Origin of the sequence: Rhodococcus sp. 05-2254-2 (assembly GCF_002259095.1) — a bacterium.
Lineage (GTDB): Bacteria > Actinomycetota > Actinomycetes > Mycobacteriales > Mycobacteriaceae > Rhodococcoides.
Genome location: NZ_NOZJ01000022.1, coordinates 223,287 through 236,073 on the forward strand (window position 1 = coordinate 223,287; position 12,787 = coordinate 236,073).

General features: G+C 64.0%; 11 protein-coding genes. 4 read left to right on the forward strand and 7 right to left on the reverse strand.

Going from position 1 to position 12,787, the window contains the following annotated elements; translation table 11 throughout:
• Positions 1–219: 219 nt before the first annotated feature.
• From CH283_RS27530 to CH283_RS27540, 3 genes are all read left to right on the forward strand, one after another.
• Complete coding sequence (locus tag CH283_RS27530) at positions 220–1,596, forward strand: NAD-dependent succinate-semialdehyde dehydrogenase (protein WP_094639886.1); 1,377 nt, start codon at positions 220–222, stop codon at positions 1,594–1,596.
• A 68-nt stretch (positions 1,597–1,664) separates the two neighbouring features.
• Positions 1,665–1,961 carry an antibiotic biosynthesis monooxygenase family protein gene (locus CH283_RS27535; protein WP_094639885.1) on the forward strand — a complete coding sequence of 99 codons (297 nt, stop codon included), beginning with the start codon at positions 1,665–1,667 and terminating at the stop codon, positions 1,959–1,961.
• A gap of 47 nt (positions 1,962–2,008) precedes the next feature.
• A complete protein-coding gene (locus CH283_RS27540) occupies positions 2,009–2,872 on the forward strand; it encodes an alpha/beta fold hydrolase (protein WP_094639884.1) in 864 nt (287 codons plus the stop codon).
• Between the two features lie 2 nt (positions 2,873–2,874).
• Here CH283_RS27540 and CH283_RS27545 read toward each other — a convergent pair whose 3' ends face one another.
• Positions 2,875–4,227 (reverse strand): cytochrome P450, encoded by a 1,353-nt coding sequence (locus CH283_RS27545; RefSeq protein ID WP_094639883.1) that lies wholly within the window; start codon positions 4,225–4,227, stop codon positions 2,875–2,877.
• 85 nt (positions 4,228–4,312) lie between these two features.
• Here CH283_RS27545 and CH283_RS27550 point away from each other — a divergent pair, with 85 nt between their 5' ends.
• On the forward strand, positions 4,313–4,927 hold the full coding sequence (locus tag CH283_RS27550) for a TetR/AcrR family transcriptional regulator (protein ID WP_176460541.1): 615 nt from the start codon (positions 4,313–4,315) through the stop codon (positions 4,925–4,927).
• Between the two features lie 73 nt (positions 4,928–5,000).
• Here CH283_RS27550 and CH283_RS27555 read toward each other — a convergent pair whose 3' ends face one another.
• From CH283_RS27555 to CH283_RS27580, 6 genes are all read right to left on the reverse strand, one after another.
• The gene (locus CH283_RS27555) at positions 5,001–6,362 is read right to left on the reverse strand and encodes an acetamidase/formamidase family protein (RefSeq protein ID WP_094639882.1); all 1,362 of its coding nucleotides are present in this window, start codon (positions 6,360–6,362) and stop codon (positions 5,001–5,003) included.
• An 81-nt stretch (positions 6,363–6,443) separates the two neighbouring features.
• Positions 6,444–6,995 (reverse strand): hypothetical protein, encoded by a 552-nt coding sequence (locus CH283_RS27560; RefSeq protein WP_141215349.1) that lies wholly within the window; start codon positions 6,993–6,995, stop codon positions 6,444–6,446.
• 92 nt (positions 6,996–7,087) lie between these two features.
• Entirely contained in the window at positions 7,088–8,776 is a 1,689-nt protein-coding gene (locus CH283_RS27565) for an ABC transporter family substrate-binding protein (protein ID WP_141215350.1), read from the reverse strand.
• Between the two features lie 37 nt (positions 8,777–8,813).
• The gene (locus tag CH283_RS27570; RefSeq protein ID WP_255183380.1) at positions 8,814–10,715 is read right to left on the reverse strand and encodes a dipeptide ABC transporter ATP-binding protein; all 1,902 of its coding nucleotides are present in this window, start codon (positions 10,713–10,715) and stop codon (positions 8,814–8,816) included.
• On the reverse strand, positions 10,708–11,628 hold the full coding sequence (locus CH283_RS27575) for an ABC transporter permease (RefSeq protein ID WP_094639878.1): 921 nt from the start codon (positions 11,626–11,628) through the stop codon (positions 10,708–10,710). Before CH283_RS27575 ends, CH283_RS27570 begins: the two co-directional genes overlap by 8 nt.
• A 31-nt stretch (positions 11,629–11,659) precedes the next feature.
• Positions 11,660–12,640: an ABC transporter permease gene (locus CH283_RS27580; protein ID WP_094640041.1), complete on the reverse strand. Its 981-nt coding sequence runs from the start codon at positions 12,638–12,640 to the stop codon at positions 11,660–11,662.
• Positions 12,641–12,787: the final 147 nt, after the last annotated feature.

Below are 12,787 nucleotides of genomic sequence, written 5' to 3' on the forward strand. Positions count from 1 at the left end.
CAACGTCGTCTTTTGGATGCGTCCACCGTCGACTTTAATCTTTGAACCCGCCGCTGTGCGTGCCAGTGGGGTATCACTCCATCGGCGGTTCCAAGTTACCGACCGGTAGGGCGCTCAAAGGTTTTCGCCGCCTACCCCTGCCCCGCCTCTGACCACCGTCGGAGCATCCGATTTGCCCGGATCGGAACAACGGACCCCTCCCCGACCGTTGAACCGAATATGACGACCTACAAAACTGTCAATCCTGCCGACGGCACAACTGTCAAGGAATTCGAAACTCTCGATGCGGCCGGCGTCGAGCGCGCATTGGCCGACGCACACGCCGGCTTCCAGACGTGGCGCAAGACCTCACCGAAGCACCGCGCCGAAATTCTGCACAAGGTCGCCGATCTCTACACCGAACGTTCGGACGAACTGGCGCGGGCCATCTCGCTCGAAATGGGTAAGCCGCTCACCGAATCCCAGGGTGAGGTGGAGCTGTCGTCGAACATCTACCACTACTACGCCGACAACGGTCCCGCGCTGCTCGAGGACGAGAAGCTCGACGTCCCCGGCGCGGAAGACACTGTGCTGCAGCGCAAGCCGGTGGGCGCGCTCGTCGGCGTCATGCCGTGGAACTTCCCGTACTACCAGGTGGCCCGGTTCGCCGGCCCGAACCTGATGGTGGGCAACACGATTCTGCTCAAGCACGCACCGAACTGCCCACAGTCGGCCCTGCTGATGGAGGAGATCTTCCAACAGGCCGGACTCCCCCAGGACGCGTACATCAACATCTTCGCGACCAACGATCAGATCGCCGAGATGATCGCCGACCCACGCGTGCAGGGTGTCTCGCTCACCGGTAGCGAGCGGGCCGGAACCTCGGTCGCCGAAACCGCCGGACGCAACCTCAAGAAGGTCGTTCTCGAACTCGGGGGCTCGGACGTGTTCATCATGCTCGACTCCGACGACATGGACGCCACCGTCGAATCCGCAACCCGGGCGCGGCTGTCCAACGCAGGCCAGGCCTGCAACGCCGCCAAGCGCATCCTCGTCGCCGAGGAGTTCTACGACGACTTCGTCACCAAGCTCACCGCATCGTTCGAGGCAGTGCAGACGGGCAATCCGTTGGACGCGAACACCACCCTCGGCCCGCTGTCGTCGCAGACCGCAGCCGACACGTTGATCGAGCAGATCGACGACGCCGTCGCCAAGGGCGCAACGCTGCTGACCGGCGGCAAGAAGATCGACGGACCGGGTGCATTCGTGCAGCCGACGTTGCTGACCGACGTCACCCCGGACATGCGTGCGTACAGCGAGGAGCTGTTCGGACCGGCAGCGGTGATCTACAAGGTCGAAAGCCCGCAGCAGGCAATCGAATTGGCGAACTCCTCGGCTTACGGCCTGAGCGGCTCGGTGTGGAGCGCCGACCTGGACAAGGCCCGTGACGTGGCCGAGCAGCTCGAAGTGGGCATGGCCTTCGTCAACGAGCACGGCACCACGCTGCCCGGCCTGCCGTTCGGCGGCGTCAAGCGCTCCGGCGTCGGCCGTGAGCTGGGACCGTGGGGCATGGACGAGTTCGTGAACAAGAAGCTCGTGCGCGTCTCCGCGAAGTAGTTCCTGTCGGCATGGCTCCCCGGGCAGTTGCCCGGGGAGCTTTGTCGTGCCGCGGCCATACTGTCTCGATGATCGTCGAACATGCTCTGTTGCACATCGCCCCCGATCGAACCGACGAATTCGAGGCCGCGTTCGCCGACGCGAAGTCGATCATCTCCGCGATGCCGGGATTCGTGAATCTGACATTGTCGCGGGGCATCGAGCAGCCGAATACGTATCTACTGCTGGTCGAATGGGAACGCCTCGAAGACCACACCGAGGGCTTCAGGCAGTCCGACGAGTACCAGAAGTGGAAGACGCTGCTGCATCATCTCTACGAACCCTTCCCCGTCGTCGAGCATTTCGCTCCGAGGCTCAGGGCGTAGGAGATAAGTTCGATTCTCGTCCCCATCGCCGTTTCTAGGAGTCACCCGTGGCCAATGCTTCGTCGTTCGTATCCAAGCAGGACGACACCGAGATCAGTACCTACATCTGGGCGACGTCCGCCGACCCGGCTCGCGGCGTCGTACAGATCGCACACGGACTCGCCGAGCACGGCAGCCGCTATGCCCGCTTCGCCGCAGCGTTGAACGACGCCGGATTCCACGTCGTCGCGTCCGATCATCGCGGCCACGGAGAGTCGATCGTCGACACCCCCGGCGATTTCGGTGCTGCAGCGTTCGCAGGTTTGTGGGCCGACATCGAGCAGTTGGGGGAGTCGTTGCTGAACGAATATCCCGACCTGCCACTGTTCCTGTTCGCCCATTCCATGGGATCGTTTGCCGCGCAGCATGTTCTGATCGAACGATCCGATCTGTACGAGGGTGTGGTGCTGTCGGGCTCGACCACGCTGAACATCCTCGCCGCCGGAATGGCCGACGCGCCAGCCGGTGACCTGAGCGTGTTCAACGCCGCCTTCGAGCACCGCACCGGATACGAGTGGCTCTCCCGCGACGAGGCCGAAGTGGACGCCTACGTCGCCGATCCTCTCTGCGGCTTCGACCTCCCGGACTCGACGGTCCCGGCGCTGTTCGGTGAGGCCGACAAGCTGGCCGACCCGCACAACCTCGAGCAGATCCGTTCCGATCTCCCGCTGCTCATCACCTCGGGCACCGACGACCCGCTCGCCGGCGGCGGACAGTTGATCGAAACCCTCGCTGCCCGGTACCGCGAGGCCGGGATGAGCGACGTCACCGTCACCCTCTACCCCGGTGCCCGCCACGAGATCCTCAACGAGACCAACCGGGACGAGGTCACCGCGAACATCATCGGCTGGCTCACCGACCGCGCCGGATAGACCTACCGCTTTCGCAGCTGCACGGGCTGCCCGTCCTCCGGGAAGGGCAGCGACGTGAAGTTCAGCGGCGCAACGTAATCCGGGTCGACCGACCAGTCGAACCGCAGCAGCAGATGATGCATGATCGTCTTGATCTCCGCGCCGGCGAAGAACATCCCGATGCACTTGTGCACGCCTCCGCCGAACGGCTCCCACGCGTAGCGGTGCACCTTGTCCTCCCGGCGGTCGTCGGCGAACCGGCCGGGATCGAATTTCTCCGGGTTCGGCCAGTACTCGGCCATGTGATGCGTGAAGTGCGGGGCGACCGACGCATACGTCCCCGCGGGGACGAACTTGCCCTGCACCTCGGTGTCCTTGACCGCGCGGCGCGCCACCACCGGCGTGGGCGAGACCAAACGCAAGCATTCCTTCATCACCAGATCGACGCTGTGCAGTTCGTCGAGTTGCGCGAGCGTCGGCGCATCGGTACCGAGCGCCTCGGACTCGGCACGGCACTTGTCCTGCCACTGCGGATGCTGACCGAGGTACTGCATCATCGTCGACAGCGTGATCGTCGACGTGTCGTGCGCGGCCATCAGCAGGAAGATCATGTGGTCGATCACTTCGTCGTCGGAGAAGCGTTCGCCGTCGTTCCCCTCGATGCGACACAGAACCGAGAACAGGTCGTCGGTCTCGGTGGCACGCCGGGACGGAAGGTACCGCCGGAAGAACTCCTCGAGCATGGCGCGGCCGTCGAGACCGCGCTTCCACCGAGTTCCGGGAACACGAAAGCGCACAATGGATGTCGCCGCCTGAACGCACGCCACGAAACTGCAGTTCAGCTCGGCGATCTCGGCATCGGTGCTGCCCTCTGCGCCGCCCATGAAGATGCTCGTTGCCACCTCCAGGGTCAACGCCTTGAGCGCCGGGTAGACCTGAACGTCGCGCCCGCCTTGCCACGCGTCCAAACCTGTTGCTGTGACAGGATTCAACGCCTCGACGGATTTGGTGAGCCGGTCCCTGGTGAAGGCCTGCTGCATGATCCGTCGGTGCTTCAGATGCTCCTCGGAGTCGAGCAACATCAATCCGCCGTGAAAGAACGGGCCGATCAGCAGGGACCAGCCGTCACCGTTCGCAAACGCCTTGTCGGCGTTCTGCAACACCTCTTGGCATGCGTCCGGCCCCAGAACGGTGATCCACTTCTGACCGGCCATCGTCAGCCACGACACCTCGCCGTACTTCTCCCACCGACTCCCGAGCAGCTTCAGGGGGTCTCGGATGTACTCGAGCGTGTGCCCGACGACGGGCATACCGCCGTCGCCGTATACCGGTTCTAGCGTTGAATCAGCAGGTGGAGCAGCCAGAGCACGTGCCATTGTCGACCTCCGTCAATCTGACAGAGCGTCCTGTCAGATGGAATGTAGTCTGCGTCACACCTGCTCCCTCTGTCAAGATCTACGCATGGCTTCCACGCGCCGCTACAACGGCATGAGCGCAGACGATCGCACCGCCGACCGTCGCGCACGGTTGCTCGAAGCCGGACTCGAAGTGTTCTCGACGGCCGGTGCCCAGAACACGACCATGACCGCGATCTGCGCGGAGGCGAAGCTGACCGAGCGCTACTTCTACCAGAACTTCTCCAGCAAGGAGGATGTGCTCGAGAAAGTGGTGGAGTCGGTATCCGACGAGATCCGGGCCGCCGCCCTGGACGCTCTGCACTCCCCCGCCCCCACCGTCGAGGACCAGGTACACAACGCCATCGCCGCGTTCGTCGGCGTTCTCACCGACGACCGACGCAAGGGCCGCGTCGCGATGATCGAGTCGCTGGCCGTCGACTCACTGCGCGACTATCGACGACAGTCCATGCGCGCGTTCGCCCATCTGGTCGCCGAGCAGTCAAGCGAGCTGTTCGGCGAACAGGCCTGGCCGCAGCCACAATCCGAAATCAACGGCCTGCTGTTCATCGGCGGACTCGCGGAACTGGTCATCGCGTGGTTGAACGACGAGATAGCCGTCACCCCAGCAGATATCGTCGACGCCGCCACCCGCCACTTCATCGCGACGGCACACCGCTGAGGTGCCTTCGGCAGTGGCGCGGTTATGTGCCCGCTGAGGCACTTACCCGCACCACTGCGCCGGAGGCGCACTCCTACCGGTCGAAGTGTGCCTTGGAGATCTGACCGTGCACGCCGACCGTCTTGTCGACCACCTGCGACACGGTGAAGTTCGCGGCCGCGGAGAGGTACGCGTAGGCCGTCGCCCGGTCCATACCGAGGTCGGTCTCGAGGAAGTCGAGCGCGTTGACCACGGCCCGACGCATGGCAGCGTTCAAGTCCGAACTCTGGCCGCCGACGGCACCGTCCGGGTCGGACAGGCCGATCGGGATCCACGAGTCCTCGTTCTCGGCAAAGGGATACGAGTACGCGACGGACGGGGCGTCTCCACTGCCCGCCTTGCAGACAGTGAGCCGGAACGTGCCACGCAGAGAACCTTCCATCGCGGTCAGCGCCACCTCCCCGTCGCCCATCGCCATGTGCGGATCGCCGACGTAGAACAACGCACCCTCCGCGAACACCGGGAGGTAGAACGTCGATCCGACACCGAGCAAACCGACGTCGATGTTGCCGCCGCCGAGCGTCGGCGGAATCGAGTTCGCGTTGGGTGACGTCAGACCCGGGTCGCTGGCGAACGCCACGCCCATCATGCCCATGAACGGACGGAGCGGAAAGCGCACGGCCGCATCGCCGTAACGCATCACACCCTGCCCGTCCTCGACGGCGGTGAACGTGGAGACGTTGCCGTACTGCGTCGGATCACCCGACGGCCTGCCATCGCTGCCGATCGGCGGCATCACCTCGTCCAGGCTGATACCTGCGGGTGCCTCACCGGACGCGGTCACCGCCAGAGAACCCTTGCCGTGCCGACTCGACACCACGCCGTACGGCACGCGGGGAATCGCCTCGAGCGTCTCGATCTTGAGCACATCACCACGCTGCGCACCTTCGACGAACACCGGGCCCGTCACCACGTGCGGACCGTCGACGTCGAAGTTGCGGACCGTCCGGTCGTACCCGCCGGCGATGTCGATGGCGTCCTGCAGCACATCGGATTCGGATACACCTTTGCCGCCGAAGAACTCGACGGGATCGCGGCCCTGGTCCTCGAGAATGCCCTCGTGACTGAGCGCATCGATGGTCACCGTCTCACCGGACTTCATCTGCAGCACCGATTCGGACTCGACTGTCGGGACGTACCCCCACAGAACCTTGTCGACTTCGGAACTCAGGTAGTGATCGCCGGAGATGTCGCCCGCGCCGGGCTGAAGAATCCCGACCGGTGCCGGCGCCGACGAACTCGCGGCGGCGGTGCTCGTCGACGACGACGTCGAACAGGCTGCCGTTCCGGCGATTCCGACGCCCGCGCCCAGCGCGGCCACCGCCTGAATGAATCCGCGACGTCCGATCCCCTTGGTGATCGTCTCCGCTGCCTGCTCCGCCATCGACCGCGCCATGATGCCTCCTGAATTGTCCGAAACCCGAACGTAGACCGGAGGTGTTTCTCGGCAGTTACGATCACGCGTCGCCCCAATTGCTCAGCTGGGGTCGCTGCCGCCGATTGCTGACCACCAGATGGCGGTGATAGCAGCCAACAGACTCACTGCCACGAACTCGGCGAATCCGCCTCCGTCGACGACGAGCCACAGCAATCCGATGATCGGACCTGCCACCGCGGCGGGGGCGTCGAGCATGATCCGACGCCGCAGCGACCCGAAGCGATCACTGCGGGTGAGCAGGTCGAAATCGTTGAGACGAGGGGCATCGAGGGGTGTGCCGGGAGGCAACGAACTACAACGCCGCCCCGACGGCAGCGCCACAATTCCGGGTTCGATGACGAAGGCGCGCCGCCCGAGAATCGACCTACTCGCGCGCGCGTCGGCGTCCGGGACGATCGCCAGAAGCCCGGTGTGGAAGTAGACGGGGTACCAGGCCCGCCCACCGTTCTCGTGTACTTCCAGGTATCCGCGAGAACGCATACGGTGTTGAAACCGCACTCGCCGCACGGTGGTCGAGGTGTTCATCGACCTACCGGCCAGCACTGCGCACGCTGTCGACCAGCCCGTCCAGACGAGGACGATCAGGGCCACGAACACGCTCAGTGGCGCAATGACGACAGCGGTCGATGCCGCGACAACCAGAGTGATCGCCGCGGCACCGACCGGATATCCGAGACCGTGAGCTATTTCAGGAACCCGACCTTCGAGTAGTCGAGATCGCCGAATCCCGGAGCTCCGAAGTTTGCGAGATTCGACTTGGTCGCGTACGTCGACGGACGCTGGAACATGGTCAGGCTGTGGCCCTCGGCCCAGATCGCCTGGTCCGCTTCGTTGTAGTCGGCGATGCGTGCATCGTCGTCGAGCTCGGCGGCAGCCTTGTCGAGCAAACCGTTGATCTCCTCGGATCCCACCTGGCCGTAGTTCTGCAGCGTGCTGCCGGGCGTGAGCCGGAAGATGCCGTCACTGCTCGAGGAGTACGGCGTTCCCTCCCAGGTGAAGTGGGTGACATCGAATGCGCCGACCAGAATGTACTTCTCGAAGAAGTCATCCGACGGCACCGATTGGATGATGAGATTAGCACCGACGGCCTTGAGGTTCTGCTGGATGATCTGCGCTTCCTGCGTCGCATTCGGGGTATCGGCCGGAATGATGTCCTGCAGATCGAGCTGCATGCCGTCCTTGGATCGGAACTCCCCGTTCATCGTCCAACCTGCCGCGTCGAGTTCGGCCTTCGCCTTTTCGGGGTCGAAGGTGATATCGCCGTTGTTGGCCTGGTAGCCCTTCTGCCCGTCCACGTAGATGTGGTTGTTCAGGACAGTCGGGCTCGAGGTGATCTGACCGAGCTGTGACGTCGCCAGGTAGTCACGATCGATCGCCTTCATCAACGCCACGCGCACTGCCTTGTCCGAGGTGATGCGTCCCGGGGCTCCGTTGAAGTCGAAGTGCCGGTACTGCGGGCCCAGGCTCTGACGCAGGTCGACATTCGGGATACCGCGGGCAACCTTGAAAGCGTCCGCACTGCTGCCCAATTCGAAGTAGTCGATCTCGCCACTCTGCAACGCACCGATAGATGCCGTCGTATCCAGCGGCAGGTACGTGATGGTGTCCAGCACCGCTGGGTTCTCACCCCACCAGTCCGGGTTGCGCTCGGCAACGATGCGTTTGCCGCCGGGCTCGATCGTGCGGATGCGGAACGGGCCGGCGGTGGCAGGCATGGTCTCGACCGAACCGGTGTTGAACGCCTCGACACTGTTCACGGACTCCGCGGGCATCAGCGGCGAAAACAGGGAGCGCCAGTCTGCGAACTTCTCGGCGAACGTCAGGGTCACCTGCTGGTCGTTCTCACCGCGCACAACGGATTCCACCTTGTCCCAGCCCGCGGTGCTGGACGCCTCGTAAGCCGGGTCCTTGCCGCTGTTCGCAGTCCATGTGGCCACGAGGTCGGTGTAGTCCAGCGGCCTCCCGCTGCTCCACTTGGCCTTGGGATTGATGTTGTAGGTGATCACCTGCTTACCGTCGACCTCGGACTCGGTGATGTCGGTGAAGAAATCGGTCGCCGTCGTGAGGCTTGCGTCCGCAGCAGCCTTGAACGCCGTAGGCATCAACGCGGCGTAGTACCGCGCAGCGTCGACTGTGGTGCCGTCGATTTGGTAGTAGTTGTAGTTGGTCGGCACCTGCGAGAGCGGGAAGTTCATGTTTCCGCCCTGCTGCAGATCGCTGATCGGATGCGGGTTGATCTGCGCTCCGCTCTCGAAGGACGCAGGCGCATCGGGGTTGGGCCCGGTATCGCCGGAGCTGCAGCCCGCCACCAGTCCCACAGTGGTCACGGCCACCGCGATCGGGACCAGTGCCCGAAATAGCTTGGCTCTCATCAATTCACCTTTCTCAGTGTGCACGTAACCTGCAGGGTCAGATGGCGTCGGCCAGTGCTGCGGCCTCGGCGATTCGGGCTCGTTGAAGCACCGGATCGGGAATGGGGATGGCCTTCAACAGCGCCCGGGTATAGGGGTCCTCGGGTGCGTCGAAGATCTGCGCCGTCGGACCCTTCTCCACGAACACCCCGTTGCGCATCACAGCAACTTCGTCGGCGAGATGACGCACCACCGACAGATCGTGCGAGACGAAAAGATATGCCAGGCCAAGCTCCGCTTGCAGATCCTGCAGCAGGTTCAGCACGCCCGCCTGGATCGATACGTCGAGTGCGGACACCGGCTCGTCGAGCACCAGGATCGACGGCTTCGGCGCCAAAGCCCGTGCAATACCGACTCGTTGACGCTGCCCGCCGGAAAATTGTGTGGGATACCGATCTGCGAGTTCCGGACGCATCCCGACGGTGTCCATCAGTTCCCGAACCCGGCGGGTGCGCTCGTCCACCGGGACACCGTTGATCTTCAACGGCTCGGCGATGATCTCCCCCACCGGCATCCGCGGGTCGAGCGAGCCCATCGGGTCCTGGAACACGATTTGGATGTGCGCGCGGAGCTGTCGCTGCTCGGCGCGGCTCAGGCTGTACGGCTCGACGCCGTTGATCCGGATCGAACCTTGCTGCGGCTTCACGAATTCCATGATCTCGAGCAGGGTCGTGGACTTGCCGCAGCCCGATTCGCCGACGATCGCCAGCGTCGACCCGGCATGCACATCGAAGCTGATGCCCTGCACCGCAGGCACTTCCCCCGCCCGACGCCGCAGTACCGAGCCCTTGAACACCGGGTAGCTCTTGTGCAGATCGGTCACCGACAGCACCGGAGCGTCCTTCGAGACCGTCACCACCATTTCCGCTGGGGCCTCCGACCGCGGGGCACCCTCGAACTCCGTCTCCACCGATTCTGCCGTCGCGGCATCGATGCGAATGCACGCAGCATCATGGCTCGGTGAGACCTCGATCAACTGGGGTTCGCCTGCGTCGCACGCGTCGGTGTGCAACGGGCACCGAGGACCGAAGGGGCATCCCGTCGGCAGGTTGACCAGAGCAGGCGGGGTGCCCTCGATCGGCACGAGCCGCTCCTGGGCCGGCCGGTCGGGGCGAGGAACCGATCCGAGCAGCCCGACGGTGTACGGCATCGACGGATGCGCATAGAGCTCGACCACAGGCGCGGTCTCGACTGCGCGACCGGCGTACATCACCATGGCCCGATCGGCTACGCCGGCAACGACTCCCAGGTCATGGGTGATGAACACGACCCCGGCGCCGGTGACGTCCCGCGCGGTACGGAGCAGATCCAGAATCTGGGCCTGGATTGTGACGTCGAGGGCCGTGGTGGGCTCGTCGGCGATGATGAGGTCGGGGTCGTTGGCGATGGCCATCGCGATGACGACGCGTTGGCGCATGCCACCGGAGAACTCGTGCGGGTACGACCTGGCCCGTGTCTTCGGATCGGCGATACCGACCAGATCCAACAACTCGAGCGCACGCTCGTGCACCTTCCCTTTGCCGAGCGAGGGATTGTGTACCGAGATCGCTTCGGAGATCTGGTCACCGATGCGGTAGATGGGCGTCAGTGCAGTCAGCGGGTCCTGCGAGATCATGGCCACCGAACGTCCGCGCTCGCGAGACATCTCGCGGTCGGACAGGCCGAGCAGCTGACGGCCGTTCAGCTCGATGGATCCGGTGACCCGCGCGGTCTGCGGGAGAAGTCCCATGACGGCGAGGGACGACACCGACTTTCCTGAGCCGGACTCGCCGGCGATGGCCAACACCTCACCCTTGTCGACCTGGTAGTCCAAGCCCCGGACTGCGGTGACGCGCCCCTCCTCACTGGGGAAACTGACCTCGAGCCCGCTGACCTTCAACACCGGCACAATCTCAGCCACGTGCCTGTCCCCTCGTCGAGTTCGGATCGAATGCATCGCGCAGACCGTCGCCGACGAAATTGGTTGCCAGCACGATCAACACCAGTGCGCCACAGCAGAACGCGAACAGCCACGGATACGTCAACGCGGACGACGTGCCGTCGGCGATCAGCGTGCCGAGCGAGACGTCGGGTCGCTGGACACCGAAGCCGAAGTAGCTCAGGGACGCCTCACCGATGATGGCGATACCCACGTTGAGCGTGACGTCGACGATGAGAATCGAGGCCATCGATGGCAGCACGTGCTTGCCGATCACACTCGCCGGGGTCGCGCCCATGTACTTTGCGGCACGGATGAATTCGCGCTCACGCAATGACCTCGTCATCGCTCGGATGATGCGCGAGGTGATCATCCACGCGAACGCCGCAAGTAGCAGCACCAGGATGAAGAAGCTCTTGTCGCGGAACAGCGGTGAGCAGATGGCGATGACCAGGAAGCTCGGGACGACGAGCAGGACATCGGCAACCCACATCAGGGCACGGTCGGTCCAGCCGCCGAAGTATCCCGCCACCGCGCCGACGACGCCGGCGAGCACGGTGGAGATCAACGCGACGAGCATGCCGATGATCAGCGACTTCTGCAATCCTCGCAGCGTCTGAGCGAGGACGTCCTGCCCGATCTGGTTGGTGCCGAACCAATGCCGCGTGGTCGGCGGAGAGTTCAACGCGTACGCGTCGAGTTCCTCGTAGGTGAAGGGGATGAAGTGTGGAAGCACGAACGCGCCGACGAACATCACCACCAACACCAGAATGCCCACCAGGGCCGGCCTGTTGCGCAGGAACCGACGCAGCACCAGTCGACGGCGGGTGATCGGGGCCGTCGTCCCGCCCTGGCCGTCCACCGCAGCGATCTCGGGAACCACAGGTGTTGCCATCGCCGATCCTTTCCTCGATCGAAGTGGTGGGTCAGTCCGCGTAGCGAACGCGCGGATCCAGTGCGGCAGTGAGGATGTCGGTCAGCATTCCGGAGACGAGGACCGAGAGCGCGGTGAAGAGCGAGACCGCGAGCGTGATGTTGATGTCCTGGCTGGTGATGCCGTAGATCAGCCAGTCCCCCATGCCGTACCAACCGAACACGCGCTCGGTGAAGGTGGCTCCGGTGATCACCGCGCCCATACCGAACGCGAACAGAGTGGCCATCGGGATCAGCGCGGTGCGAAAGCCGTGCTTGAAGATCGCCCGGCCGCGGGTGAGCCCCTTGCCGCGGGCGGTGCGGATGTAGTCCATGTTCAGCTCGTCGAGCATGGAACTGCGCATGTAGCGGCTGTAGCCACCGATGGTGAACAGCATCAGCACGACGGTGGGTAGCAGCAGATGCTGTGCACGGTCGACGATTTCGTTCATCAGGCCTGGCGCGAGCGTTGTCGACGTCTCGCCGGTGTACTGGAAGAACTGACTCCCCGTGCTCTGATTGACCTGAACTGCAAGGTATTTGAGCACCGGAGCAAGCACCAGAATCGGCGTACTGATCAAAACGAACGTCACGACAGTCGCGACGTGATCGAAGATTTTGTACTGCCGGACGGCACCGTACGCACCGATCAAGGTGCCGAGCACCGCACCGAGGACAGTGCCGAGCACTACCAGCCGCAGCGAGACGAGGATGCGACGCCACAACTCGTCGTTGACCGAACCGGCAGCGATCGTCTGCCCGAAATCACCGTGCAGCACCGCCCACAGCCACTTCAGGTAACGCAGCACCGGATTGTCGTCGAGGTGCAAAGCCGCGCGCTTGGCGGCCAGCACCGCCTCGGAGGGCGGCGGGTTACGGCTGAGCAGATTGGACAGCGGATCGAACGTGAGCGACGCCAGAAGGTAGGTCAGAAACGTCGCGATGAGCAGCAGTACGACGTAGTTCAGCAACCTCCGCGCAAGATAACCGCCCACGCGCAACCACCTTCCATCGAGCACCACGGCGGTGCCCACTGGCACTGCTCTCGGCATTGTTCACACCGCGTGTTTCCTGCTTGTTTCGTTAGCGGTAGAAACAGACATTCCACAACATAGCACCAGAAATTTGCCGTTCGTTCATGG